Source organism: Cellulomonas bogoriensis 69B4 = DSM 16987 (assembly GCF_000767165.1).
Taxonomy (GTDB): Bacteria; Actinomycetota; Actinomycetes; order Actinomycetales; family Cellulomonadaceae; genus Actinotalea; species Actinotalea bogoriensis.
In genome coordinates this window covers 1-25,400 of sequence record NZ_AXCZ01000024.1, presented here as the reverse complement: position 1 = coordinate 25,400, position 25,400 = coordinate 1, and the positions used below count along the sequence as shown (strand labels likewise).

The following is a 25,400-nucleotide window of genomic DNA, read 5'->3' as shown; positions in this document are numbered from 1 at the left end:
CCGCGCAGCACCGACCCTGCGGTGAGCAGCGGCTCGCCGAGGGCCTGCGGGTCGGCCGCCTCGGTGAGGACCACGACGACGGCACCGAACCGGGTCTCGTGCCCGGCGTGGCGGTGGACGTCCAGGTCCCACCCGAGCAGCTGCTCGGCGAGGGCGTCGGCGTCGGGACCGGACGCGTCGTCGTTGACCACGAGCACGGGGCCGGGCACCAGGGGTGCGCCGGGCCGGTGACGGCGCAGGACGGCGGGGCGGGGCAGGCCCAGCCGCTTGGCGAGGGTCTTGGTGAACCCCGAGTTCACGAGGTTCGTGTACGTGTCGGTCATGCTGCCTCCAGGATCGCGACGACGCCCTGCCCACCGGCAGCGCACACGGAGATCAGGCCCCGGCTGCCGGGGCCCTTCTGGGCGAGGAGCTTGGCGAGGGTCGCGACGATGCGCCCCCCGGTGGCGGCGAACGGGTGGCCCGCGGCCAGGGACGAGCCGTGGACGTTCAGCCGGGAGCGGTCGACCGACCCCAGGGCGCCGTCCAGGCCGAGCCGGTCGCGGCAGTAGTCCTCGTCCTCCCATGCGGCGAGGTTGCACAGGACGGTGGCGGCGAACGCCTCGTGGATCTCGTAGAAGTCGAAGTCCTGCAGGGTCAGGCCGTTGCGGGTCAGCAGGCGGGGGACGGCGTGGGCGCCGGCCATGAGGAGCCCGTCGCGCCCGTGGACGAAGTCCACCGCCCCGGCCTCGGCGTCGACGAGGGTGGCCAGGACGGGCAGGCCCCGTTCGGCGGCCCACTCGTCGCTGGCGAGCAGCACGGTCGAGGCGCCGTCGGACAACGGGGTGGAGTTCCCGGCGGTCATGGTGGCGGGGGTGGACAGGTGCGTGCCGAAGACGGGCTTGAGGCCGGCGAGCTTGTCGACGGAGGTGTCCGGGCGCAGGTTCGCGTCGCGGGTCAGGCGCCGGTAGGGGGTCATGAGGTCGTCGAAGAACCCGGCGTCGTAGGCGGCGGCCAGGTTGTGGTGGCTGGCGGCGGCGAGCTCGTCCTGCGCCTCGCGGGTGATGCCCATCGCGGCGGTGGTGAGTGCCTGGTGCTCGCCCATGGACAGGCCGGTGCGGGGCTCGCCGGTGGTGGGCGCGGCAGGTGCCAGGTGCTGGGGGCGGATGCGGCTGACGGCCTTGAGCCGTTGCTGGACGGTGCGGGCGCGGGACAGGTCCAGCAGGATGGTGCGCAGCTCGTCGCCGACGGCGATGGGCGCGTCCGAGGTGGAGTCGACCCCACCGGCGATCGCGGAGTCGATCTGGCCCAGGCGGATCTTGTTGCTGAGCCCGACGACGCTCTCCATGCCGGTGGCGCAGGCCTGCTGCACGTCGTAGGCGGGGGTCTCGGGCGACAGGGCGGAGCCGAGGACGGCTTCACGGGTGAGGTTGAAGTCCTTGGAGTGCTTGAGCACCGCACCGGCGGCGACCTCGCCGACGCGCTGCCCGGCGAGCCCGTACCGGGCGACCAGTCCGTCCATGGCGGCGGTGAGCATGTCCTGGTTGGTGGCCCGCACGTAGGGGCCCCCGGCACGGGCGAAGGGGATGCGGTTGCCTCCGACGACGACGGCGCGCCGTGGTGGGCCGTCCTGGGTGTCGCCGGGTCGGGGTGTGCGGGGTGCGGCCATGGCGGGTCCTCTCGCGTCGTCGTTGATGCGGGTGTCCACCGATGGTCTCCCCCAGGGGATCGGGGAGGCCAGCGGGACCTGGGTCCCAGGGGCCTTCACCCCGTCGGTGGTAGTGCCTGACACCCACAGTACCTGATACCGTCAGTTTCGTGAGTCAGGTCACACCGGCGACGGAGCCGGACCAGGATGCCGTCCCGACGCCCGACGGGCGCTCGGCCCGGTGGGACGCGCACCGCAACCGGCGACGCACGGACCTGGCCCGCGCCGCCCGCAAGGCCGTGCACCGTCACGGCCCCGAGGTCTCCATGGACGAGATCGCCGCGACCGCCGGCACGTCCAAGTCGATCGTCTACCGCTACTTCACCGACAAGGCGGGCCTGCAGCGGGCGGTGGGTGAGCTGGTCGTGGCGCAGATGCACGACGAGCTCGACCGTGCGGTGCGCGCGGCGGGGACGCCCCGCGACGCCCTGCGCTCCATGATCGACGTCTACCTGGGGATGGTGGAGCACTCCCCGCACGTCTACCACTTCGTCACCAGCCCCGTGTCGCAGGACGCCTCGGTCCCGCTGGGGCACTTCCTGGACGCGGTCGCCGGGCTGATCGCCGAACCCGTGGCCCGCGTCCTGGGCACCGGCCCCGCGCACCCCATGGGCGCCGAGGTGTGGGCGGCGGGCGCCGTGGGCTTCGTCCGCGGCGCGGGCGACTGGTGGCTGGACCACCACGACGAACCCGACGCCCCCACCCGTACCGAGCTGGCCGAACGCCTCACCACCTGGTTGTGGGCGGGCCCCGTCAGCTCGTTCACCCGCCGTGACCGCACCACCCCACCGAGCCTCGACGACGAGGAGCAGCCATGACCGTCCTGAGCGACAAGCCGCGCGCCACCCGCACCGACGCCGAGCCACGGATCGACGTGCCGGCCCTGGAGGGGGTGCTCCTGGGCCGGTGGGCCGACGCCCGGCGGGAGGTCCGCGCCTTGCTGAAGGACGAGCGGCTGCACCGGGTCGAGGGCCAGACCATGGCCGAGCACCGCGAGACGGTCCTGGCCCAGCTGCGGCTCCTCGCCCAGGAGGGCGACGTCCTGCGGGCGTTCCCGACCGCGCTGGGTGGCGCCGACGACCACGGGGGCAGCCTGGCCCGGTTCGAGGAGGTGCTGGTCGCCGACCCGTCCCTGCAGATCAAGGCCGGTGTCCAGTGGGGTCTGTTCGCCTCGGCGATCCTGCACCTGGGCACCGAGGACCACCACGAGCGTCTGCTCCCGGGGGCCATGAGCGTGGACGTCCCCGGTGCGTTCGCGATGACGGAGACCGGGCACGGCTCGGACGTGGCGAGCATCGGCACCACCGCCACCTACGACCCCGCCACCGAGGAGTTCGACCTCCACACCCCGTTCCGGGCCGCATGGAAGGACTACCTCGGCAACGCCGCCCTGCACGGCACGGCGGCCGTGGTGTTCGCCCAGCTGGTGACCGGGGGCGTCAACCACGGGGTGCACGCCTTCTACGTGCCGATCCGCGACGAGGGCACGGGGGAGTTCCTGCCGGGTGTGGGGGGTGAGGACGACGGGCTGAAGGGCGGCCTGAACGGCATCGACAACGGGCGCCTGCACTTCACGCACGTCCGCGTCCCGCGCCGGGACCTGCTGAACCGGTACGGGGCGGTCGCCGCGGACGGGACGTACAGCTCGCCGGTCGCGAGCCCTGGGCGCCGGTTCTTCACCATGCTGGGGACGCTGGTCCAGGGGCGGGTCTCGTTGCACGGGGCGTCGTTGAACGCCGCCAAGCTCGGTCTGGTCGTGGCCGTCACGTACGGCAACCAGCGGCGCCAGTTCCGGGGCGGGACGCAGGACGAGGTCCTGCTGCTGGACTACGCCGAGCACCAGCGACGCCTGCTGCCGCGCCTGGCCCAGACGTACGCGGCGACCTTCGCCCACGAGCGGATGCTGCGCCAGTTCGACGCCGTGTTCTCGGGTCGCGCCGACACCGACACCGACCGTCAGGACCTGGAGACGATCGCCGCGGCCCTGAAGTCCACGACCACGTGGCACGCCCTGGACACGTTGCAGACGTGCCGTGAGGCGTGCGGCGGGGCCGGGTTCCTGGCCGAGAACCGCATCGTGGGCCTGCGGGCGGACCTGGACGTGTACGCGACGTTCGAGGGCGACAACACGGTGCTGCTGCAGCTGGTCGCCAAGCGGCTGCTGGCCGATCACGCGAAGGAGTTCGCCGACCTGGACGCCGGTGCGGTCGCCCGGTACGTCGCCGAGCGGGCCGCGGACGCCGCGCTGCACCGCACCCCGCTGCTGCGGGTGGTCCAGACGTTGGCCGACGGTGGGGACGTGCGCCGCTCGGCGGGGCACCTGCGTGACACCGAGACCCAGCGCGAGCTGCTCACCGACCGGGTCGAGACGATGGTCGCCGAGGTCGCGCAGGCCCTGCGACCGGCGATGAAGGCCCCGCGTGAGGAGGCCGCCGAGCTGCTGAACACCCACCAGCACGCGCTCATCGAGTGCGCCCGGGCGCACGCCGACCTGCTGCTGTGGGAGGCGTTCACCGCGGGCCTGGCGACCGTGGAGGACGAGGGCACCCGGACCGTCCTGACGTGGTTGCGGGACGTGTTCGGGTTGACGGTCATCGAACGGAACCTGGCCTGGTACCTGATCCGTGGCCGGCTGTCCGGCGGCAGGGCCCGGACCGTGACCTCCTACGTGGACCGCCTCCTGACCCGGTTGCGTCCGCACGCCCAGGACCTGGTCGACGCGTTCGGGTACGCCCCGGAGCACGTGCGCGCCTCGATCGCCGACGGGTCCGAGGAGCGTCGCCAGGACGAGGCGCGGGACCACTACCGGCGGTTGCGGGCCAGCGGTCAGGACCCCGTCCCGGAGAAGTCCGCCGGCCGCTGACCCGCGCCCGGGAGCCCTCGTCGGCGAACCTGCCCGCGCCGGGACCTGCAGCAGTAGGGTGGCAACCGGACAAAGCGGTCATCGGCGCCCGTCGGGTGCGGGGACGATCTGGGGGACGGATGCGCAGCAGGACCACAGGCGCGTGGGCGGGGGCACTCGCCGCGGTGCTGGCCATGACGGTGGCGGCGCCCGCACCGGGTGTGCCGGACGCCGGTGAGACGGTGCGGGGCAAGGCCACGCACTACGACCTCGCAGGGGGGCTGGGCAACTGCTCGTTCCCGCCGGGGTCGTTCGGTGACCTGTACGTGGCCCTCGGCGACCGTGACTACGCGGCGGCCGGGGGGTGCGGCGCGCACCTGGACGTGCAGGGCCCGCGCGGTTCGGTCCGCGTCCTGGTGGTGGACCGGTGCCCGGAGTGCGGCCCCGGCCACGTGGACCTGAGCCGTGCGGCGTTCTCGCAGATCGCCGACCTGCAGGCCGGTGTCGTGGACGTCACCTACTCCACGGCCCGCGACGCCCGCCCGACGGACCCGATCGCCGTGCGACTCAAGGAGGGGTCGTCCCAGTGGTGGTTCTCGGTGCTGGTCATGAACCACGGCACGCCGCTGGCGTCGGTCGAGGTCCAGGACCAGTCCGGGCGGTGGGTCGCGCTGGAACGTCAGCCCTACAACTTCTGGGAACGGGCCGACGGCGCGGGCCCCGGCCCGTTCACGTTGCGGGTCACCGACGTCCACGGCGCATCAGCGGTCATCGACGGGGTGGCGTTGCGCCCTGAGGTGACGCAGCCCACCGGTGTGCGCCTGGGCGGGACGGGTTCTGCGGGCGGGTCGTCCGAGGCTGCACCGGAACCCCAACCGAGCCCCACGGCCGCCTCCCGCGCGAGCGAGCGCTCCAGCACCCCGGCCGAGGACGCCGGGCGCGTGGACCGGCCATGGGCCTGGTTGTGGCTGTCCGGGCTCCGGGTGCTCGTGAACCAGACCTACCTCGCCACCGGCTCCTCCAACGGCTGAACGGGCCTGACGCCCGCCGTGGGTGTGGTGGATCCCGTAGCCTCGGGCCTCATGGCGCAGGAGGCGATGCTCACCCGCACCCCGGACGGCACCCACCACCTGGACGGGGGCGACCTGGGGTGCGCGCGCCTGCTGGTGCTGCTGCGCGACGTGGTCGCGGGGCTGGGTGCGGGGGAGGTCGTGCACCTGACGACCACGGACCCCGTCGCGCCCATCGACCTGCCGGTGTGGTGCGAGATGACCGGTCACCGGTACCTGGGCCCGGTGACCGGTGGGGACCGGGCCACCTACGCCGTGCAGGTGTGCGCCACGGCCCGTCCCACCGATCCCGAACGCCCCTGGCACGTGCGCTGAACCGGTACCGCTTCGGTGGGCCCGGCCTCAGTCGCCGGCCTCTGCCTCCTCGAGGCAGTTGACGCCCGTCTCGGACATCGAGCCGGCGCTGATGCTCTCGAGCTCCTGCCGGGAGACGTCGCCCTCGATGGTCACCCCGTTGTCCCGCAGGCACTCCAGCACGGCGTCGCGTCGGGGCGCGAACTGCTCGTCCTGGGCCGCCTCGGCCTGGGGTGAGGTCCGGTACAGCGACTCCACGTGCAGGGAGTGGCGACGCAGGCACGCCTGGGAGATCTCGTCGGTCTCCTCGTCGCTGCGCCCGTCGGTGGCGTCGGCGTAGGAGTAGTAGATCTCCGGGAACCCGCGCAGGTCCACGACCTCGTCGTCGACGACCTCGATGCCTTCCTCGCGCAGGCAGGCGATGGTGCGTCCGACGGCCGCCTCGTACTCCTCGAACGTGACCTCGCCGCGTTCGAGGATCTCCAGCTGCTCGTCGTCCGCGCCGTCCTCACGGGCCCGCTCCATGGCCTCCGCGACGGCGGACTCCCAGCCGCTGGCCTCGGCGGGCTGGTCGTCGGTCTCCTGCGCGACGTCGGCGTCGGCGTCGGTGTCGTTGGTGTCGGGCTCGGCCGCGTCCTCACCTCCGCACCCTGCCAGCGCCAGAGCGGCGACGAAGGTCAACGACGCGACGGTGCGTGCGCTGCGGCGGGGGCGGGCGGTCGTGGTGAGACGGGTCATGGCGGCCACCATGGCAGACCGCCGGTGTCCCGAGCCAGTGGGTGCTATGTCCCGGTATTACCGAAACGCTTCAGGTGCTCAAGGAGTGAGAACCGCGACCCTGAAGATCCCCTGCTCCAGGTAGCAGTTCGTCCCTGTGGCCTCTTCGCCCTGCGCGACGAGGGTGTCGAGCGCGTCGAGCTCCTCGTCGCCGGTCGCCTCCACCCCTTGGTCCTGCAGGCACGTCACGACGGCGGGCCGGTGCTCGGCGACGAGTGCGGCCTGGGCCTGCTGCGCCTCGGGTGAGTTCCGGTACAGGCCCTGGACCGCGGACGAGTGCTCGTCCTCGCACGCTCGCGCGACCTGCCCGGCCTCCTCATCGGTGCGACCCTCGGTCCAGACCGGGTAGGTGTACGTGACCTCGGGGAAGCCGCTGAGCTCGACGACCTCCGGTCCGTCGACGTCGAAGCCCTCGTCCTGCAGGCACTCGATGGTCCGCAGCACGGCGGCCTCGTAGGCGTCGAACGTGACCTCGCCACTCTCGATGATCTGCAGCTGCTCCTCGCTGGCGCCCTGCTGGCGGGCTGCGTCGAGCTGGCGCGAGACCTGGTCGTCCGGGGCCCTGGCGTCGTCGGTCGCCGCCGAGCCTGGTTCGTCGCCCGTGCAGCCGGTCAGCGCCAGGGCGATCGTGAGGACGACGGGCGTCGCCATCGACCTGCGCACTTTGCGTGACGCTGACTGAGTCGTGCCCGTTGTCATATCCATGACTGAACGATGCCAGGCCTTCACCGCGACCGCCAGTGTCACGGGAGCGACGGGGCCGGGCTGTCCGCCGGGCCGGTCGCCGTTCGAGCCCTGGGGGTCGGCCGCGAGAGGATGATCCGATGCCCCTCGATCACAGCGTGCCCACACCCCTGGCCGCCCCCCTGGACCCCTCACGTCTGCCCGACGGGTGGACGGTGGCTCCCGCGGAGCCCGGCGACGCCGCCCCGCTGCATGTACTGCTGACCGCGCACGAGCAGGTCGCCCACGGCAGCGCGGCGACACTCCTCGAGCAGGTCGAGGCCGTCGTGGCCGTACCTGAGGGCCCGTTCCGTCACCACCTGGTCGTCCGTGACGCCGACGGGGCCGTTCGGGCGTGGGCGACCATGCACGACCGGGCCGCGGGCAGGGCCGTCCTCGCCCTCGTCCTCGACCCTGGGCTTCCCGACGAGGTGGCCGACCCCCTGGCCGCGACGCTGCTGGACTGGGCCGTGGCGGACGCGCAGGTCCTGGGCCGGGCGCGCGGTGTGGCGACCACCCAGCTCGACACCGGCCGGTACGCGGGTGACGAGCGGCAGGGCCGGTGGTACCGGTCGGCCGGCCTGACCCACGCGCGCACGTGGCTGCAGATGAGCAGACCCGTGACACCCGCCGACGCCCTCGAGGGGGCGTTCCCCGCACCTCACCCGCAGGTGCGGGTCCGTCGGGTGCGCCGCGCCACCGACGGCATGCCCGAGCCCCACGACCTCACGACGGTGCACGATGTGCTCGAGGAGGCGTTCACCGACCACTTCAACCACCGTGAGGAGACGCTCGAGGAGTTCCTCACCCGCCTGCGCGAGGACCCCGGCCACCGGTGGGACCACTGGTGGATCGCCGAGCTCGCCGAGGGCGACGCGGTCCGGCCCGCGGGGGCGCTCGTCGGGGCGGTCAACCCGGGTCGGGACGGCCAGCCGGACGGCTCGTACCTGGAGTACCTGGGAGTCCTGCGCACCGCCCGCGGCCGGGGCGTGGCCACCACCCTCCTGCACACCGCGATCACCGACGCCGCCACCCGCGGGCGGGACCGTGTGGGCCTCGAGGTCGACGCGGACTCACCCACCGGTGCGGTCGACCTGTACACCTCCCTCGGGTTCACGACCTCCTACGTGACCGAGTCGTGGCACCTGGACGTCCCCGTCGACGGGTGACGGCGGGACTCCGGCTCGGTCCAGCAAGGAGTGGGCCGCATGGCGGGCCAGACTGCGGGTCGCGCCGGTCTGCGGACCGGTCTGTCAGGTGAGCAGCGCCGCCCGCAACCGCTCCTGGTGCTCCTCGGTCCACGTCGCGTCCCGGCGCCAGATCAGCCCGTGGCCCTCGTCCCACAGGCGCGCCCACGGCTGGGTGCCGGTGCGGTGCCCCTCCTGCAGCAGGGCGTGCATGGACCACGTCCGCGCGGGCAGGGTGTCGACCAACCGGTGGCGACCGGCCTCGTCCAACCCGTACCCGTCGGCCAGGCCACGCAACCGGCCGACCACGTCCCCCCACCCGGTGGCCGGTTCCAGGGGGACGACGCCGTGCGCGGCGTACGCCAGGTCCCACGTGCGGGTGCCCGGTGCGCACCCGTCCCAGTCGATGAGCACCAACCGGTCGGCCGCCACCACCAGGTTCCACGGGGCCACGTCGTTGTGGACCACGAGGTCCTGCCCGTCGGTGGGGATGGGGCACGCCCACACCGCGTCTGCGGGTGGCACCCACCCCTGGAGCGCGTCGTGCAGGTCCCGCAGCAGACGACCCACCGCACCGGCATCCACCGGCGGGACGCCAGGCCCCGTCGGGTGGGCCATCACGCCCGGGACGAAGTCCAGGACGTGCCGCCCCCGCTCGTCGATCCCGTGGCTGCGCGGTGCGTGCGCGAACCCCACCTCCTGCAGGTGCGTCAGCACCGCGTGCACGGCAGGTGTCTGCGGGCCCGCCGGCCGACGCACGGTCCGACCGACCCGCACGACACCACCGGTCACGTTCCCGCCCGTGAGAGGGACCTCCTCGACCGCCACACCCCGATCCTCACGACCATGGCGTCCCGGGTCCAGTGGTGTCGCGCCCGTGCGTGGGCCAGGACGAACGCTATGGCTGAGTCGGGCCGTGGGTTTCGGCACCTCCGCCCGACGCCGCGGCCAGACGGTGCCCCAGGACGGCCAGCACCTCCCGGACCTCCGGCGCTGCCGTGAGTGACCACGGGATCTCCGGGGGGATCCACGCCGTGGCGTACACCAGGTCCGCGACCGTCGACCCGCCGATCGGCCAGTCCGTGCCGCCCTCGGCGTTCGCCGACGCGCCCGTGGCCCACACCCCGAACACCCGGCGGGCCTCCGCCAACGGCACCCCCAGGTGCACCACCGCCTCCAACGGGTGCGAGGAGTCGGTGTCCGTCGCCATCACCATCTCGGTCGGGTCCGCCACCGGTAGGTCCCGCGCCGGCACCCGCACACCGGTGCGCAGCAGACCCGACATGCGGTCCGCCCGGAACGTCCGCCAGTCGGCCCGGTCCACGTCCCAGCACACCAGGTACCAGCGCCCCTGGAACGACACCAGGGTGTGCGGCTCCACGTGCCGCGAGGTCTGGACCTCCAGGGCCGAGACGTACCCGAACCGCACGCGCTCGCGGTCACGGCACGCCAGGGCCAGCTCGGCCACGGTGTCGGCGTCGACGTGGAGGCCACGACCCCCGGCGGGGACGGCGTGCTCCTGCAGCGCCGAGACCCGTCGACGCAGGTGCGGGGCGAGCATCTGCTCGAGCTTCACCAGGGCACTGAGCGCGGTCTGCTCACCCAGGGCCACCGCCGCGACCCGCAGGGCGACCGCGATCGCCACGGCCTCCTCGTCCTCCAGGAGCAGCGGGGGCAGGCGTCCACCGTCCTGCAGGCGGTACCCGCCGTCGGTGCCCGGGCTGGCCGTGACGTCGTACCCGAGCTCACGCAGGCGGTCGACGTCGCGGCGCAGGGTGCGTGCGCTGACGCCGAGCCGGTCGCTGAGCTCGCGGCCGCTCCAGGAGCGGTGGGCCTGCAGGAACGACAGCAACCTCAACGCACGGGCGGTGGGATCAGCCATGCCCCGAACCTACGTCCGTATGCGGTCAGGATGTGGCCGCAACGGCTCCTAGCGTCGGCGCCATGACACCGATCATCAGCTCACGCGGGCTGTCCAAGACGTTCCGTGGACCGGGGGGTGGGACCGTGACCGCGGTGGCCGACCTCACCATGGACGTCGAGGCCGGCTCCCTCACGGCCTTCCTCGGCCCCAACGGCGCAGGGAAGTCCACCTCCTTGCGCATGCTCACCACGCTCCTGCGACCGACGGCCGGCACGGCCACGGTGTGCGGGCACGACGTCACCACCGAGCCCGGGGCGGTGCGGTCCGCCATCGGGTACATCGGGCAGAAGAACGGCGCCGGTCAGTACTACCGGGTGCGCGACGAGCTCGTGTCCCAGGGCGCGTTCTACGGCCTGGGACGGGCCGAGCGACGTCGCCGCGCGGACGAGCTGATCGACGCCCTGGACCTGGGTGGGGTGGTCGACCGGCCCACCATGAACCTGTCCGGGGGTCAGCGCCGACGTGTGGACATCGCCCTCGGTCTGGTCCCCGCACCACGCCTGCTGTTCCTCGACGAGCCGTCCACCGGGCTGGACCCCCAGTCCCGGTCACAGCTGTGGGATCACCTGCTGGGCCTGCGCGAACGCCTCGGCATCACCCTGTTCCTGACCACCCACTACCTGGAGGAGGCCGACCAGTTCGCCGAGCGCGTCATGGTCGTCGACGGGGGACGGATCATCGCAGACGACACCGCCGCGCGCCTCAAGTCCGACCTCGCCGGTGACCGTCTCACCGTCACCGTCGTCGACCCCGACCACCCCACGGTCGTCGACGCGCTGCGTGCCGCGGCCCAGGGTCGGGACGCCACCGTCGAGCACGGGTCGGCGCCCGACACCGACGTGGCGGCCGTCCGGTACTCGGTGACCCTGGACCGCGGTGACCGGGCACTGCCCGCGCTCCTCGCCCACCTCGCCGGACGCGGGCAGCAGGTGCTCGCCGCCGAGGTCCGCCGGCCCAGCCTGGACGACGTGTTCCTGGGGCTCACGGGCCGCAGCCTCCGCGAGGAGCCCACCGAACCCACCGGCCCCGACCAGCCCGCACCCACCACCGTCCCCGGAGTCACCCCGTGACCAGCCCCGACGCCCCCAGCACCCGCCCGTCCGCCGTGCTGCGCGACACCCGCGCCGTCCTGGTCCGTGAGCTCTGGCCGGTGCTCCGCGACCCGTTCAGCGTGGTGTTCTCGCTCCTGCAGCCCCTGGTGTTCCTCGCGTTCTTCACCCCCTTGCTCGCCGGGATGACGGGCGCACCGTTGGGGGACCAGCTGCAGTGGTTCGTCCCCGGCATCATCGTGATGAGCACCCTGTTCGGGACGGCGATGGCCGGGTCGAACCTGCTGGCCGAGATGCAGTCGGGCTCCCACGAGCGGATGCTCGTCACACCGGTCTCGCGGTCGGCGCTGATGATCGGCCGCGCGCTCAAGGAGATGGTCCCGCTGAGCGTGCAGGCCGTGGTCCTGACCGGGGTCGCGGCCGTGTTCGGGTTCCGCCCGCACCCTCCCGGGATGGCCCTCGGCCTGGTGCTCCTGGCGGTGTTCGGCATCGGGCTCGGTGCCCTGAGCTACTCCCTCGGGATCGCCTCCCGCAACCGTGACTGGATGTTCTGGGCGGTGCAGCAGGGGCTGCTCTTCCCGCTGATGATCCTGTCCGGGATGCTCCTGCCCCTGGAGTCCGCCCCGCGCTGGTTGCAGGTCCTGTCCTCGGTCAACCCGCTCACCTACCTGGTGGGGGCCGAACGTGCCCTCTTCAACGGGCTGCTCACCGACCCCACCGTGTGGCAGGGCGCCCTGGCGGCGGTCGGTGTGGCGACCCTCGGGCTGGTCGTCGGGGTCAGGATGATGCGCCGCAGCGTCTGAGCCGCTGTCAGCCGGAGAGCACCTCGGCCAGGTCGTAGCGGACGGGTCGGTCCAGCTGGGCGTAGGTGCAGGTGGAGGGGTCCCGGTCCGGTCGCCAGCGCGAGAACTGGGCGGTGTGCCGGAACCGGGCCCCTTCCATGTGGTCGTAGCGGACCTCCACGACCCGCTCGGGCCGCAGGGGCACGAAGGACAGGTCCTTGCCGGAGTTCCAGCGGCTCGCCTGGGCCTCGCGGGGCGTGCGGGTGCCGGTGGCCTGGGCCTGCTCGGTCCACGGGTGGTCCGCGGCGTCGGTGACCAGGGGCTGCAGCTCGGCCCACAGCTCCCGTCGGCGGGCCATGGAGAACGCGCTGGCCACACCCACGGACGCCAACCGGCCGTCGTCGTCGTGCAGGCCCAGGAGCAGGGACCCCACGGCCTGGTCGTCCGACTTGTGGGTGCGGTACCCGGCGACCACGCAGTCCACGGTCCGCTCGTGCTTGATCTTGCTCATGGCCCGTTTGCCGGGTTGGTAGGTGAGGTCGGGCCGCTTGGCGACCACGCCGTCCAGGCCCGCCCCCTCGAACACCTCGAACCACTCGGTCGCCTCGTCCAGGTCCGTGGTGCCCCGGGTGACGTACACCCCGGGCCCACCACCGCCCACGGCGTCCTGGAGGACGGCCCGGCGCTCGGTCAGCGGGCGTCCGGTGAGGTCGTCGTCGCCCAGGGCCAGGACGTCGAACGCGACCAGGACGGCCGGGGTCTCGCGCGCCAGCTGCTGCACCCTGGAGTCGGCGGGGTGGATGCGCGCCAGCAGGGCCTCGAAGTCCAGGCCGGTGGTCGACGGGTCGGCGATCACCAGCTCCCCGTCCACCACGCACCGGTCCGGCAGCTCGCGCAGCGCCGCGGTCACCACCTCGGGGAAGTACCTGGTGAAGGGCTTGGCGGACCGGCTGCCGATCTGCACCTCGTCCCCGTCGCGGAACACGATCGCCCGGAACCCGTCCCACTTGGGCTCGTAGTGGTGCCCCGGTGGGATGGTCGGCACCGCGCGCGCCAGCATCGGGTCCACGGGCGGCATCACCGGCAGGTCCATCGCCCCAGTGTGTTCGCCCGTGGGCGGGCACGCACGCCCACGGGCCGCGCGCCATGATGAGGGGGCTTGGACGCCAACGACCCCGTGACCGCCGTCCAGACCACCGGGCAGCAGGCGACGCCCGCGACTGCCGGGACGACCACCACGACGGAGGGACCCCGATGACCACCACCGCACCGTTGCCGTACCGGGACCGGACCCTCGGCGTCGCCGAACGGGTCGAGGACCTGCTCGGGCGCATGACCCTGGCCGAGAAGGTCGGCCAGATGCTCCAGCTCGACGCGCGCGACGACCTGGACGACCACGTCCTGGGGCGGAACGTCGGGTCGGTGCTGCACACGTCCCCCGAGCGGGTGCGCCGGGCCCACGAGCTCACCGCACGCACCCGCCTGGGTGTCCCGCTGCTGATCGCCGAGGACTGCATCCACGGGCACTCCTTCTTCGAGGGCGCGACGATCTTCCCCACCCAGCTCGGCATGGCGGCCACGTGGGACGCGGACCTGCTCGAGCAGGTGGCGCGGGCCACTGCCGTGGAGGCCGCGGCGACGGGGATCCACTGGACGTTCTCGCCCGTGCTGTGCATCAGCCGTGACCTGCGGTGGGGGCGGGTGAACGAGACGTTCGGCGAGGACCCGCACCTGATCGGCGAGCTGGCCTCGGCCATGGTGCGCGGGTACCAGGGTCGGGGGCTGGGTGACCCGACTGCCGTCCTCGCCAGCGCCAAGCACTTCGCCGGGTACTCCGAGACGCAGGGTGGACGCGACGCGTCCGAGGCCGACATCAGCCGACGCAAGCTGCGCGCCTGGTTCCTGCCCCCGTTCGAGCGGGTCGCGCGGGAGGGCTGCCGCACATTCATGCTCGGCTACCAGTCGATGGACGGGGTGCCGATCACCGTCAACGACTGGTTGCTCAACGACGTGCTGCGCGGGGAGTGGAGGTACACCGGCACCCTGGTCACCGACTGGGACAACGTCGGTCGCATGGTCTGGGAGCAGCGGGTGCAGCCCGACTACGCCCATGCCGCGGCGGCGGCCGTGCGCGCGGGCAACGACATGATCATGACGACGCCGGGCTTCTACGAGGGCGCGTTGGAGGCAGTCGAGCGCGGCATGCTCGGTGAGGACGCGTTCGACCCGGCGGTGCGTCGCATCCTGACGCTCAAGGTCGAGCTCGGCTTGTTCGAGGACCCGCGCCGGCCCTCGCCGGAGCGCATCGAGGCGGTGGTGGGCAGCCACGGCGACCTCAACCTCGACGTCGCCCGACGGTCTGTGGTGCTGCTCCGGAACGACGGTGTGCTCCCGTTCGCCGGTGGGTTCGGGGCCGACGCCGGGGGTCGCGCCCAGGCCGGCCCGGGTGGCCGGGCCGCACGGGTGGCGGTCGTCGGACCGCTCGCCGACGACGCGCAGACCCAGCTGGGGGACTGGGCCGGCAGCTCCGGTCAGGCCGGGTGGATCACCGACGGCCACCCACGCTCGATGATCACCACGGTGCTCGACGGGTTGCGTGCGCACGTGCCTGCCGACTGGTCGGTCACCCACGAGCAGGGGGCGCAGATCCTCACCCTCGAACCCCACCCGGACGGTGAGCGCTTCCCCGACGGGCAGCCGCGCCCGCCCGTCGTCGCCCCGGCTCCGGTGGACGCCGACGCGATCGAGCGCGCCGTCGCGGCGGCACGCGACGCCGACTACGTGGTGGCCGTCGTCGGGGACCGCATCGAGGTCGTGGGCGAGGGACGCTCGACGGCGACCCTGGAACTGCTGGGCGGCCAGGTCGCCCTGCTCGACGCCCTCGCCGAGACCGGCACACCGGTGGTCGTGGTGCTGCTCGCCTCCAAGCCGCTCGTCCTGCCGCCCTCAGCCCTGGACGCCGCCGGGCTGCTGTGGGTCGCGAACCCCGGCATGCAGGGTGGGCGCGCGGTGGCTGAGGTCCTGCTGGGCATGGTCGAGCCCTCGGGCCGGCTCCCGGTCTCGTTCGCGCGGCACGTGGGCCAGCAACCTACCTACTACAACCAGGTGCGCGGCCAGCACGGCGACCGGTACGCCGACCTGACCCAGCGACCGGCCTTCGCGTTCGGTGAGGGCCTGTCGTACACGACGGTCGAGTACCGGGACCTGCGCGTCCTGACGCCCGACCTCAGCCCGGGTGACGTGCTCGAGGCCGAGGTCACGGTGGTCAACACCGGCGCACGGCCGGCCCGCGAGACCGTCCAGGCCTACGTGAGCGACCTCGTGACGTCGGTCAGCTGGACGGACCAGGAGCTCAAGGCCTTCGTCCACGTCGACCTGGCCCCGGGGGAGGAGCGTCGGGTGCGGGTCACGGTCCCGGTGGCCGAGTGCACCGTCGTGGACGCCTCGGGGGTGCGGGCCGTCGAACCCGGGGACTTCGAGCTCCGCGTCGGACGGTCCTCCCGCACGCAGGACCAGCTGCGCGCCGCCTTCGCGGTCACGGGCTGACCGGGATGCGCTGGCGGGCCGAGGCTCACACCAGCTGAGCGCGGGAAGCCCCGGAGGTAGCGGACTGGTCCGATCGGGTGATCTTGTGCTGGGAAGTTCCGTCGGGTCTGTGACTGTGCCACGGTTGGGCCGCGGGGGCGGTCGATCGCGGGGGCGGTCGACGATGCACGCCCCGAGGCTACGGGGGCGAGCTGGTGTCGAGGGTCGTGCGCAGGTCCGGTCGGTTCACCGCTGGGGCGGCACTTGTCGCTCTGCTGCTGGGCGGGGGTCTACCTCTTCCGGCCTCTGCTGCAGCCCCCGACGCGTCGGTCGCGCAGGATGCGACCGACGGCTCGGACTCCGATGCGGAGTTGGGCGGGGAGCAGCGCGAGGCGGTTGAGCTTCCTGTCACTGAGTCGTGGACGCCGTCAGTTCGGGTGTCCAGTGATGGGGAGACCACGACCACCGAGATCTTCGCTCAACCGGCCTTCCGGTTGGGCGAGGACGGTTGGGTGGAGGTCGACGCGACGATCGAGGCAGGCAGTGGTGAGTACCCGTTCGAGGCTCCCGGTCTGGTCAATCCGGTCCGGTTCGGCACGTCTGCTTCGGCACTGGTGACCATCGAGACCCTTGAGGGGTCTGTGAGCCTTGGGCTGCCGGACGCCGCCGTCTCGGCTCCGACCCTGGGTGAGACCGGATCGACCGTGACGTACTCCGAGGTCTACCCGGGCGTGGATCTGACGTTCAGCACTGCCACCGGGCGGCTGGGGGTCCAGGTGGCTTTGGCTGGCCCGGATGCTCGACGTGATTTCGAGTTCGTCCTGGATGATGTCGACGGTGTCCTGGGCGAGGCCGTGGAGGACGAGGCGGGAGGCCTGTCCTTCGACGGGCACGTCGCTTTCGGTACCGGCCTGCGCATCTCGGCCCCGAGCGCGTGGGCGTCGGGCCCGGCACCTGGGGCTGAGGTGGTCTCGGAAACGGGGCGCCCCGCAGGCCAGGGCCCGGACCACCGCCTCGACCTGTCCTTGAACCTGGACGGATTTGATGAGGTCGAGTTCCCGGTCGTGCTGGATCAGGCGATCGAGTGGACCGATGAGGTGTGGGAGTACGGGTTGGGCCTGGAGGTGGCCTACGCCCCGGTAGGGGAAGCGGCGTGCGGGGGCGGGCCGTGCCCGTTGGTGGCGCCATCGGAGCCGTGGGTCCCGATCGGGACGCCGTCGGATCACCCGGGGACGGGGTCCTACCTCACCTATGTGGGAGCTGATCTGTCAGCTCTCGAGGGTCGCCGGGTCGTCGCTGCGTCTTTGGGAGCAGACACCTGGAACATCTACCCGCGGGTGAACGACATCTGCGAGAACATGAGTGCGGGAAGTACGGGGGCTGACCTTGCTGCGGCGATCTGTGGTCCGCCGAAGCCGATGGTCGCCTGGTACTTGTACAGCGGTTGGTATTCGGACGTCACGGACTCGGTGCGTCGTGCGGTGTCCGGTCTTGGTTCGACGGGCCATGTCGCGGGCTTCGCGATCGGCCACGAGAAGGCGCACGGCTCCTGGGAGACGCCCGACCCCGATTCCCCGTATGATTACGGTGCCTACACGCAGATCCCGTCGCTCAGGGTGGAGTATCTGGGTTTCCCGGTGCCCAGGCCGTTGACGTTGGGCCAGACGTTCGGATGTGTGTGCTGGGGCGGCACCTCGACCATGAATCAGGCTCTGGCTGCTGATCCGATCAATACGGCGACCGGTGCGTTCACCGAGCAGTTCCGTGACCTGGCGATTCCGGGTGTGGGTGAGAGCATCTCCTTGACCCGCACCTACAACAGCCTGGACCCGCGGACAGGTCCGTTCGGTCCGGGCTGGTCCTTCGGGTACGGGGCGTCGTTGGCCCCCGATGACGACGGTTACCTGGTGCTGCGTGACGGTTCGGGTACCCAGAGCCGGTTCGCTGCGTTGCCTGACGGTGAGTACGTCGCTGTCGACGCCGCGGTGTCCGCTCAGGTCGGGGACGTTCCGGATCAGGACCTGCGCTGGGCGCAGAGCCTCTCTGGCGATGCGATGGTGTTCGACCTCGACGGGCGTCTGCAGAACATGTTCGACGAGCGCGGTGATGGTCTGACGCTCACCTACGACGGGGATGAGCTGAGGTCCCTGACCGACCAGGTCGGCCAGACGCTGACCTTCACCTGGGATGAGGGCCGCATCACATCGGCGACCTCGTTCGATGGCAGGACGGTGACCTACGAGTACGCCCAGGTCGCGGGCGACAGGCGTCTGGTCGCGGTCACCGCCGTGGACGGCGCCACCACCAGGTTCGACTATGACGAGACCACAGGCGCGGTATCGCAGGTGACGGACCCGTTGGGCAACGTCCGGGCGAAGAACACCTATGACCCCCAGACCGGCCGGGTGCTGAGCCAGGTCGACCAGCTGGGCGAGGTGACGACGTTCGCGTGGGATGCCGAAGCGGAGATCGCGACGGTGACGGACCCGACAGGCGCGGTGCGTGTTGATGAGTACCGGGGCAACAACCTGGTGCGGCAGGTCGACCCCAATGGTGCGGTCGTGGAGACCCTGTATGACGCGAACAACAACATCGCAGGTGTGGTCGACGCCCATGGTGAGATGAGCTTCCGCATCTGGGACGAGCGCAACCGCCTCATCGCCACCCGGTCGCCCGTAGGCAGTGAGATCACGTGGGAGTACGACTACCAGAACCGCGTCGTCGCGATGAGGGACGCGGAGTGGAATCAGACCCGGTACGACTACACCAACGGGCTTCTGGTGGCCGAGTGGTTCCCCGACGGGGGCCGCACGCTCTACACCTACACCACCGGGCAGGACGAGGCGCCGGCGCACCTGCTTGCGAGCGTCACCGATCCGTTGGGTCGCACCACGACCTACAGCCATGACGCGGTGGGCAACGTGGTCGCGGTCACCGACCCGACCGGGGCGACCTCCACAGTTGACTACGACGAGGCCCGCCGGCCGGTACGGACCACGGACCCGACCGGGTCGACCACGTCGTACACCTACGACGGGGCCGGTCGCGTCCTCACGGTGACCGACCCTGTGGGTGGGGTGACCACCAAGGAGTACGACGACGCCGGTCGGCTCGTCCAGGTGACCGCGCCGGATGGGATGTGGACGCGGTACACCCACGACGCCGCTGACCGGGTCGTGGAGGTGGAGGACTCCGCAGGAGCGACCGCCCACACCAGCTACGACGCGAACGGGCGTGTCGTCGAAGTCACTGACGACCTGGGTGCCACGACGTCGTTCGAGTACGACCCCGCGGGGCGCCTGGTGACCCAGATCGACCCGCTGGGACGCTCCGCCACGTCGGGCTACGACCCGGTCGGGAACCTGGTGGAGCTCACGGCCCCGTCCGGGGCGACCACGACCTTCGGGTATGACGCTGCCGGGCGGCAGGTGTCGGTGACCGATCCGCTGGGCGCGGTCTCCACCACCACCTACGACATGGCGGACCGCCCCATCCGTGTCCAGGACCCGACCGGTCGCTGGGCGGAGACCATGTACGACCCGATGGGCCGCGTCGTCTACCTGACCCGCGCCAACTACACGGCACTGCGGTGGGACTATGACCAGGCCGGTCAGCTGACCTCCTACACCGACGCCGACGGTAACGAGACGACGTACACCTACGACGACGCAGGTCGGCGGGCCACCCGGACCGACCCCTTCAACCGTCAGACCGCCTACGCCTATGACGCGGCGGGCCGGATGACGGTGGTGACCGCACCGGACGGCACCACCACCGAGTACACCTTTGACCAGGCTGGCCGGACAGTGGGTATCGCCCACGACGGGCCGACACCTGACGTGGCGCTGACCTACGACCCGGTCGGGCGCCGCACGTCCATGGCCGACGGCACAGGCACCACGTCCTACACCTACGACGCGGCTGGACGGTTAGCCTCCGCCACCGCCCCGGCCGGGGAGGTGGGGTACGCATGGGACACGGTGGGCAGGCTCACCGAGCTCACCTACCCCGATGGCACCACAGTCCAACGGTCCTACGACTCCGCAGGCCAGCTCACCCAGATCACCGACTGGTCCGGACAGACCTACCAGCTCACCTATGGCGAGGACAGCCAGCTCCAGGAGGTCACCTTCCCCAACGGGGTGCAGACCAGCTACGGCCACGACGCCGCGGGCAGACGCACCTCGATCGACGTCGGCGGAGCGTTGCTCGCCCTGGCCTACGACTACGACGAGGCCGGCCTGCTGGCAGAGCAGTCCGCCGACCGCGAGGCCACTCAAGGGGCCTCGTCGTATGACTGGGACGCCCTGGCACGCTTGAGCGAGGTCACCGGAACCGGCGCTGGGCGTGTGACCTACACACGCGCGGAACAGGTGTCCTCGCTGCCTGACGGGACACGGCTGACGTACGCCAGGGGCCAACTCACCACCAGGTCAGCGAGTGGGGGGACCACAGCATACGAGTACGACGACCGCGGGAACCGTACCGCCGAGGCGACCGCTACCGCAGCACGCACCCTCACCTACGACTCTGCGGACCGGCTCACCGACGTCACCGGCGTCGACAACACGGTGTGGAGCTACACCTACGACGGCGACGGACTGCGCGCCGGCGCCACAACCCAAGGACCAGACAGCGACCCGGTCACCGAGACCTACGTGTGGGACACCACCGCCACGGTCCCCACCCTGCTCCAGGACGCGACGCACACCTACCTGTACGGGTTCGGCAGCGCGCCGTTGGCGCAACGCGACAGCACAGGCACGATCCAGTACCTGCACACAGACCTCATCGGATCAGTCCGTACCGTCACCGATGCCGCAGGTGACAATCTCGCCCACGCGGACTACACGCCCTTCGGAACACCCGTCGACCCGCAGGCGACTCCCGTGGCTGACATCACCCGATTCGGCTTCGCGGGAGAGTACACCGACCACACCGGCTACATCTACCTACGCCACCGCTACTACGACCCCGCAACTGCACAGTTCCTCACCGTCGACCCCCTCCTCGACCAGACCCGCTCCCCCTACGGATACACCCACGGCAACCCCCTGCAGTACGTCGATCCGCTCGGGCTCGCCTGGTTGGACGCATTGAGGGACGAGCAAGGAGGGTGGATCGTCAGCAACGCAGTCGCGTCGTTTGATGCAGGACTCACGAACAGTGTGATTTCCGTCGCTAACTCGATGTTGGCGCTCGTGATCGACCCGGGTGGCGTCCAGATTCCCTATATGGACGACCCCAACTGCAACGAGATATATCATGGGTCTTATGTTTCTGGCGAAATTGTGGGCGCAATTGCGACGATCGGCTTTGGTATCCGTGCTGGCGGAACTGGGCGGTTGGGCAGTGCGCCGGGAAAGGCGGGAGGTGCCGCAAACACCAGTGCAGGAAGGGGGCCGGCCGTCACGTATGGCCCAGGTGCTCAGCGGGCGGGCCAACCCTCATGGCCGGTGCAGCAAGGAGGCAACTGCACTCAGTGTGCGCAACAGATCCAACGCACGATGGGTGGCGAGATCGTGACGATCAAGCCCAACGCTCCGGGTGCGTCGGTGCTAGGGCCCTCAGCCAACAACCCTGCAGGCAACTGGACCTACCACGACGTTGTCGTCAGGAACGGGCGGGTCTACGATAGTTTCACCGGACCGAACGGGATGCCTCTCGATAGGTTCAAGTCTCAGTTCGAGTACTGGGACGCAATCGATTTTGGATTCTGACGATGCGAGACTTTCGATCCTTCTTCCAAACCGTCGCACGGCATCCTCGGATGTACGTCCTTTCGGATACTTACGTGGCACTGGTCTCGTTCATCGCTGGTTTCGACGCCGCGACCGAGGGTGAGTTGCTCGACGGCTTCGACGCGTGGGTTGCCACCGCGAGCCCAGCGGCTGGGGCCTCTAGCTTCGCTTGGCCGGTGGTCGTGGCCTCGCGCACCTGGGAGGCGATACTGGATGGCCGGAACACGATAGATGCGATGCCCAGAACTCTGCAGCAGGAGGCGAAGGCCGATTTGATGCGCCTTCTCGATGAGTTCCTTGCTGATCGGGCGACCAATGCAGCAGGTTAGTTGTCGCCGCAAACACCGCGTCGAGGGTGGGCTGGAGCCGCGGCGACGACATCTACTCGGCGACGCGTGCAGGCAACTCGCCGTCGTGGTCCACGGTCCGTGCGCGGTTCTGGAAGAACGAGGCGGCGAACCCGCACTACGGGCCGTGGACCGACGCGCAGCTCGCTCGCATGAGCACGGGGAGGGCTCCTCAGCGCTACAATCCTGACAAGGGCGGCATCGAGTCAATGGAGTTGAGCCACGAGCCCGTACCGTTCAGAGCCGGCGGTACGACCGTCGTGCCCCGCTGGCCGCAGGATCACGCGGCCGTCGATCCGTTCCGACACCCGGGATACTGAGAAATGATTGACCTCTCTAGCATCTTCGCCGAGCAACAGGCCAGCGAGATCGACTGGAACGGACCGCTCTTCAGTATTTACGAGTTGCCGACGAGCGTGAACCGCCTTGGCGTGGAGTTCAAGCACCGGGGATCGGAACTGCGCCAGGGCGTCCGCCTAAAGGCCCGCGGTGGGAAGCTCGAGGCCAACGGTGTCGAGGAGTCGGACCTAGTTCTGTGGGAGGACTCAAGCCCCCCGCGGGTCGACGTGCTGGTGCGGTGGGCGAAGCGAGGCTCCCGCTCCCTGAGGGTATGGAACTGCTGGGAGGTCAACGGCGTCATGCACGCTTGGCTCGGCAACGCGGGGATGCGGGTCGAGCGGGAGCCCGAGGGCACTATCGTCCTCAGGTGCAGCGACGGCCACGGGGAGCCGGACTTCGGCGATCTCGTCGTGGGAATTGCGGCCGAGTGAGCTGGCCCTCCCGGGTGTTCGGCGTTCTCGTCGCGATGCGCGTCGGCTGCTCGATCGGCGTAGTGTCTGCTTGTGCTGTGCCGTTCCGTCGGGTCGGTGACTTGTGCCACGGGTGGGCCGCGGGGCCGGTCGACGATGCACGGCCCGAGGCTACGGGGGCGAGCTGGTGTCGAGGGTCGTGCGCAGGTCCGGTCGGTGGTCTGTCCAAGCCTGACCGGCTTGACTACATCCGAAGCCGCACGCACATCGAGTTGGGACCATGACCGGAATCGATCCCCTGGGCGCGCTACCGGCCCGCGTCGAGGGCGTGGAGGTGCAGGATCCGATCCTGACCATGTTCGGCGAAGGCTGGGCGATGACGATCGCCTGTCCCTGGGAGGGAGTGCGGAAGCTCGGTCCTGCCGTCGCGTTTGAGTTCTCGAGCGGGACCTTGATCGTGACTCCAGACACCGACGTAGATCCTTGGGTGCTTCAGCTGCCGGGCGGTCTGGTGGTCGGGGGGAAGGCGTGAGGCATCTGTCGTGGCGAACCGGCCGGACGCTCTGGACGTTCCTCGTGGTTGCGGTACTCGCGATGATGGTCGCGAGTCTGGCAAGCGCTGTCGTCGCTTCCACGCCCGCGATCGCGATCCAGCACGGCGCCACCTATGCCTACGGCACGGTCGTCTACAACTACGACGCCCCTGCCCCGTTGTCGTCGCAGAGCTCAAGGACGACGTACGTGCCGGGCTCGCCGTCGGGCCCGGAAGCCGCGTCATGGGTGAGCCCTGCCTCCGTCGGGGGCGACGGTGTTGCCGCAAACACCGCACGCGCAGCTGACGCTGTCCTGTACTCGCCTCAGGTCGCTTCCCGGAACCTCCTCGGCCAGCTGGGCGAGGGCTACGCGACTACACCCGGCGGCCGGACAGTCAGCGCTCACGCGGCCGATCGAATTGTCAACGGCGCACCCGGGCGCGCACCGACGACGCTCTCGCGCGTGGACGGCAACCTCGACAACCCAACGGGGCTCCGGTACGACCCGGTGGCTGACGCGGTCCGCGTCAGCCAGGGGAAGGACTTCGTTGTGGTCAGCGGCACGGGGCCGGGGCAGCAAATCGTCACGGTGATGGTCCGATGAACGCGAGTGTCAGGTTCCACGAGGCCGCGATGCGTGTGCTTCAGGGTGATGAGTCGCGCGAGGCGGCTGGTCTCCTTGAGGCGGTTGTCCTCGACGACTATCCAGGCGATGAGCGGTTCGACGAACTGATCTACGTGTTATCGCTGTACTCGCCGGGCATGGGCGCACCCTACTGCGATGCGAAGGACCTGCGAGACGTCGTCAGGCGTGCGCTGGCCACCCTTGGTGATCCGGCCAGCGGCGGGTGATCGGAGTGAAGTCGGCGATGACGGTCAAGGTCGCGTGGGCCGCACCCGGCGCTGTTGGTGCTCTGCGGGCCGCGTACCTCGCGGCTGTGGCAGTCGTGATCAGCCTCGTTGCGCTAGCGCAACCCTCGGCCGCAACGATCTACCACTACGACGCCGCCGCCTACGTCTACGATGGCCCTGCGCTGTTGTCGTCGCCGGACACCGTGGCGACGGACGCGCGGGGGTCGCCGTCGAGGCCCGGCGCCGCGTCCTGGGTGAGCCCTGTCTCCGCCGCGTGTGACGTAGTTGCCGCAAACACCGTTGACAACGTCCTGCCTACCCCGCAGGTCTCGAGCGCGAGGCTTCAGAACCTCGTCGACAACCTCTACAAGGGCACCACAAACCCCAACCGGGTGGGCACCGGTACGACCATGGACGCAATCAGGTCTGAGATGGCCACGGGCGTGCCGACTGCTGGACGTATGCATACGGTCAAGGGCCAGGAGACGCTTCAGGGCCTGAACAACCGGCTGCGCCGGAACCCGGACGCGCCATACCAAGACCGGCTCGTCGCGCAGAGCCTTGCGGACGAGTTGGCGCGTGTGCTGGGAGGCGGATCATGAGCGGCAGCACTGTCGCCGCGATCGGCGCGCTTGTCGATGCTCACCGGGAACTGGTTCCCGTGCTCGACGAGCACCTTGAGGACAACGAGGGGCAAGTGCTTCCGCACCTTGTGTTGGCCGACGTCATCCGCTGGCTGGTGGCCCACAGGGCTTCGCACCCGGAGGCTTGCCGATCCGTCCTCGACTGGCTTGGGCTGGCGTTTGAGCGTGGTCCCGACGACGTGCGCGGCCTCATCACGGTGAGCGGGGTCCAGATGATCCCCGATCCTGGGCAGCCAGGCTCGGAGCTGCGTGACCTGCTCGGGCCGGGACTTCGTCAGGTGGATCCTTGGTCCGCCTGAGCATAGAGTCCCAGCTCGCGTGGGGTGGCTGGCCGGGGCGCTTGCTCGCTGCAGCCGTCGCGACGGTGATGGTGACTCTAGGACTCGTCGACACCTCGTCGGTTGCCGCCGCGATGACGAGGACCACCTACATCACGCCCGTCTACGTCTACGACGCCCCGGCGCTTTCGTCATCACCGGACAAGGTGGCGTCGTTCACCCGAGGCCCGCCCTCGGCGCCGGGAGTCGGCTCGTGGGTGAGTGTTGCCTCCGTCGGGGGTGACGGTGTTGCCGCAAACACCGCAGGGCTTGAGGCCAGAGCGAATGCGGTCCATGGCGGCTCATCGCGAACGAGGGTGTAGTCCGGGGTTGGGGGTGGTCGGCGCGTCGGTGTCC

22 protein-coding genes and 1 pseudogene are annotated in these 25,400 nt (G+C 70.8%); 16 read left to right on the top strand and 7 right to left on the bottom strand.

Annotated elements, in window-relative coordinates; all coding sequences use genetic code 11:
• Together N869_RS04255 and N869_RS04250 are read right to left on the bottom strand one after the other, a co-directional pair.
• Nucleotides 1-323, bottom strand: a pseudogene (locus tag N869_RS04255) (3-oxoacyl-ACP reductase); the annotation flags it as partial.
• Nucleotides 320-1,648, bottom strand: coding sequence for an acetyl-CoA C-acetyltransferase (locus N869_RS04250; protein WP_035058306.1), 1,329 nt, complete (start codon nucleotides 1,646-1,648; stop codon nucleotides 320-322). The gene N869_RS04250 and the pseudogene N869_RS04255, both read right to left, overlap by 4 nt.
• Before the next feature lie 149 nt (nucleotides 1,649-1,797).
• Here N869_RS04250 and N869_RS04245 point away from each other — a divergent pair, with 149 nt between their 5' ends.
• The 4 genes from N869_RS04245 (at nucleotide 1,798) to N869_RS04230 (ending at nucleotide 5,914) form a co-directional block, all read left to right on the top strand.
• The gene (locus tag N869_RS04245; RefSeq protein ID WP_035058304.1) at nucleotides 1,798-2,505 is read left to right on the top strand and encodes a TetR/AcrR family transcriptional regulator; all 708 of its coding nucleotides are present in this window, start codon (nucleotides 1,798-1,800) and stop codon (nucleotides 2,503-2,505) included.
• The gene (locus N869_RS04240; RefSeq protein ID WP_035058303.1) at nucleotides 2,502-4,550 is read left to right on the top strand and encodes an acyl-CoA dehydrogenase family protein; all 2,049 of its coding nucleotides are present in this window, start codon (nucleotides 2,502-2,504) and stop codon (nucleotides 4,548-4,550) included. The genes N869_RS04245 and N869_RS04240 overlap by 4 nt, the downstream gene beginning before the upstream one ends.
• 119 nt (nucleotides 4,551-4,669) lie before the next feature.
• The gene (locus N869_RS04235) at nucleotides 4,670-5,560 is read left to right on the top strand and encodes an expansin EXLX1 family cellulose-binding protein (RefSeq protein ID WP_084136407.1); all 891 of its coding nucleotides are present in this window, start codon (nucleotides 4,670-4,672) and stop codon (nucleotides 5,558-5,560) included.
• A 51-nt stretch (nucleotides 5,561-5,611) separates the two neighbouring features.
• Entirely contained in the window at nucleotides 5,612-5,914 is a 303-nt protein-coding gene (locus N869_RS04230) for a sulfurtransferase TusA family protein (protein WP_232229602.1), read from the top strand.
• A 27-nt stretch (nucleotides 5,915-5,941) separates the two neighbouring features.
• Here the strand turns inward: N869_RS04230 and N869_RS04225 are convergent, their stop codons facing one another.
• Nucleotides 5,942-6,631 (bottom strand): hypothetical protein, encoded by a 690-nt coding sequence (locus N869_RS04225; protein ID WP_156968340.1) that lies wholly within the window; start codon nucleotides 6,629-6,631, stop codon nucleotides 5,942-5,944.
• 78 nt (nucleotides 6,632-6,709) lie between these two features.
• On the bottom strand, nucleotides 6,710-7,321 hold the full coding sequence (locus tag N869_RS04220; RefSeq protein WP_035058300.1) for a hypothetical protein: 612 nt from the start codon (nucleotides 7,319-7,321) through the stop codon (nucleotides 6,710-6,712).
• A 173-nt stretch (nucleotides 7,322-7,494) separates the two neighbouring features.
• Here N869_RS04220 and N869_RS04215 point away from each other — a divergent pair, with 173 nt between their 5' ends.
• Nucleotides 7,495-8,562: a GNAT family N-acetyltransferase gene (locus N869_RS04215; RefSeq protein ID WP_052104959.1), complete on the top strand. Its 1,068-nt coding sequence runs from the start codon at nucleotides 7,495-7,497 to the stop codon at nucleotides 8,560-8,562.
• 84 nt (nucleotides 8,563-8,646) lie between these two features.
• Here N869_RS04215 and N869_RS04210 read toward each other — a convergent pair whose 3' ends face one another.
• Entirely contained in the window at nucleotides 8,647-9,408 is a 762-nt protein-coding gene (locus N869_RS04210; protein ID WP_035058297.1) for a phosphotransferase, read from the bottom strand.
• Nucleotides 9,409-9,478: 70 nt separating this feature from the next.
• On the bottom strand, nucleotides 9,479-10,462 hold the full coding sequence (locus tag N869_RS17280; protein WP_052104958.1) for a helix-turn-helix transcriptional regulator: 984 nt from the start codon (nucleotides 10,460-10,462) through the stop codon (nucleotides 9,479-9,481).
• 62 nt (nucleotides 10,463-10,524) lie between these two features.
• Here N869_RS17280 and N869_RS04200 point away from each other — a divergent pair, with 62 nt between their 5' ends.
• Complete coding sequence (locus tag N869_RS04200) at nucleotides 10,525-11,574, top strand: ABC transporter ATP-binding protein (RefSeq protein WP_198025957.1); 1,050 nt, start codon at nucleotides 10,525-10,527, stop codon at nucleotides 11,572-11,574.
• Nucleotides 11,571-12,356: an ABC transporter permease gene (locus N869_RS04195; protein ID WP_035058295.1), complete on the top strand. Its 786-nt coding sequence runs from the start codon at nucleotides 11,571-11,573 to the stop codon at nucleotides 12,354-12,356. The genes N869_RS04200 and N869_RS04195 overlap by 4 nt, the downstream gene beginning before the upstream one ends.
• A gap of 7 nt (nucleotides 12,357-12,363) precedes the next feature.
• Here the strand turns inward: N869_RS04195 and N869_RS04190 are convergent, their stop codons facing one another.
• Nucleotides 12,364-13,428, bottom strand: coding sequence for an ATP-dependent DNA ligase (locus N869_RS04190; RefSeq protein ID WP_035058293.1), 1,065 nt, complete (start codon nucleotides 13,426-13,428; stop codon nucleotides 12,364-12,366).
• 161 nt (nucleotides 13,429-13,589) lie between these two features.
• Between N869_RS04190 and N869_RS04185 the strand changes: the two genes are divergently transcribed.
• From N869_RS04185 to N869_RS04145, 9 genes are all read left to right on the top strand, one after another.
• Entirely contained in the window at nucleotides 13,590-15,881 is a 2,292-nt protein-coding gene (locus N869_RS04185) for an exo-beta-d-1,3/1,6-glucosidase (protein WP_035058290.1), read from the top strand.
• A 416-nt stretch (nucleotides 15,882-16,297) separates the two neighbouring features.
• Nucleotides 16,298-21,580, top strand: a complete 5,283-nt coding sequence (locus N869_RS04180; RefSeq protein ID WP_156968339.1) for a DUF6531 domain-containing protein — start codon at nucleotides 16,298-16,300, stop codon at nucleotides 21,578-21,580.
• 74 nt (nucleotides 21,581-21,654) lie between these two features.
• A complete protein-coding gene (locus N869_RS04175; RefSeq protein ID WP_156968338.1) occupies nucleotides 21,655-21,930 on the top strand; it encodes a hypothetical protein in 276 nt (91 codons plus the stop codon).
• A gap of 341 nt (nucleotides 21,931-22,271) precedes the next feature.
• Nucleotides 22,272-22,718, top strand: coding sequence for a hypothetical protein (locus tag N869_RS04170; protein ID WP_035058284.1), 447 nt, complete (start codon nucleotides 22,272-22,274; stop codon nucleotides 22,716-22,718).
• Between the two features lie 259 nt (nucleotides 22,719-22,977).
• The gene (locus N869_RS04165) at nucleotides 22,978-23,229 is read left to right on the top strand and encodes a hypothetical protein (RefSeq protein ID WP_035058282.1); all 252 of its coding nucleotides are present in this window, start codon (nucleotides 22,978-22,980) and stop codon (nucleotides 23,227-23,229) included.
• Nucleotides 23,226-23,834, top strand: a complete 609-nt coding sequence (locus N869_RS04160; protein WP_035058280.1) for a hypothetical protein — start codon at nucleotides 23,226-23,228, stop codon at nucleotides 23,832-23,834. The genes N869_RS04165 and N869_RS04160 overlap by 4 nt, the downstream gene beginning before the upstream one ends.
• A complete protein-coding gene (locus tag N869_RS04155) occupies nucleotides 23,831-24,082 on the top strand; it encodes a hypothetical protein (protein ID WP_035058278.1) in 252 nt (83 codons plus the stop codon). The genes N869_RS04160 and N869_RS04155 overlap by 4 nt, the downstream gene beginning before the upstream one ends.
• A 17-nt stretch (nucleotides 24,083-24,099) precedes the next feature.
• The gene (locus tag N869_RS04150; RefSeq protein ID WP_156968337.1) at nucleotides 24,100-24,684 is read left to right on the top strand and encodes a hypothetical protein; all 585 of its coding nucleotides are present in this window, start codon (nucleotides 24,100-24,102) and stop codon (nucleotides 24,682-24,684) included.
• Nucleotides 24,681-25,025, top strand: coding sequence for a hypothetical protein (locus N869_RS04145; RefSeq protein WP_035058274.1), 345 nt, complete (start codon nucleotides 24,681-24,683; stop codon nucleotides 25,023-25,025). The genes N869_RS04150 and N869_RS04145 overlap by 4 nt, the downstream gene beginning before the upstream one ends.
• The last annotated feature ends 375 nt before the right edge of the window (nucleotides 25,026-25,400 follow it).

Bases quoted from the DNA above. Each gene is read 5' to 3' on its own strand.
- N869_RS04250 (WP_035058306.1), bottom strand. From the start codon at position 1,648: ATGGCCGCACCCCGCACACCCCGACCCGGCGACACCCAGGACGGCCCA.
- N869_RS04240 (WP_035058303.1), top strand. From the start codon at position 2,502: ATGACCGTCCTGAGCGACAAGCCGCGCGCCACCCGCACCGACGCCGAG.
- N869_RS04235 (WP_084136407.1), top strand. From the start codon at position 4,670: ATGCGCAGCAGGACCACAGGCGCGTGGGCGGGGGCACTCGCCGCGGTG.
- N869_RS04230 (WP_232229602.1), top strand. From the start codon at position 5,612: ATGGCGCAGGAGGCGATGCTCACCCGCACCCCGGACGGCACCCACCAC.
- N869_RS04225 (WP_156968340.1), bottom strand. From the start codon at position 6,631: ATGACCCGTCTCACCACGACCGCCCGCCCCCGCCGCAGCGCACGCACC.
- N869_RS04220 (WP_035058300.1), bottom strand. From the start codon at position 7,321: ATGGCGACGCCCGTCGTCCTCACGATCGCCCTGGCGCTGACCGGCTGC.
- N869_RS04215 (WP_052104959.1), top strand. From the start codon at position 7,495: ATGCCCCTCGATCACAGCGTGCCCACACCCCTGGCCGCCCCCCTGGAC.
- N869_RS17280 (WP_052104958.1), bottom strand. From the start codon at position 10,462: ATGGCTGATCCCACCGCCCGTGCGTTGAGGTTGCTGTCGTTCCTGCAG.
- N869_RS04200 (WP_198025957.1), top strand. From the start codon at position 10,525: ATGACACCGATCATCAGCTCACGCGGGCTGTCCAAGACGTTCCGTGGA.
- N869_RS04190 (WP_035058293.1), bottom strand. From the start codon at position 13,428: ATGGACCTGCCGGTGATGCCGCCCGTGGACCCGATGCTGGCGCGCGCG.
- N869_RS04185 (WP_035058290.1), top strand. From the start codon at position 13,590: ATGACCACCACCGCACCGTTGCCGTACCGGGACCGGACCCTCGGCGTC.
- N869_RS04170 (WP_035058284.1), top strand. From the start codon at position 22,272: ATGATTGACCTCTCTAGCATCTTCGCCGAGCAACAGGCCAGCGAGATC.
- N869_RS04165 (WP_035058282.1), top strand. From the start codon at position 22,978: ATGACCGGAATCGATCCCCTGGGCGCGCTACCGGCCCGCGTCGAGGGC.
- N869_RS04155 (WP_035058278.1), top strand. From the start codon at position 23,831: ATGAACGCGAGTGTCAGGTTCCACGAGGCCGCGATGCGTGTGCTTCAG.
- N869_RS04150 (WP_156968337.1), top strand. From the start codon at position 24,100: ATGACGGTCAAGGTCGCGTGGGCCGCACCCGGCGCTGTTGGTGCTCTG.
- N869_RS04145 (WP_035058274.1), top strand. From the start codon at position 24,681: ATGAGCGGCAGCACTGTCGCCGCGATCGGCGCGCTTGTCGATGCTCAC.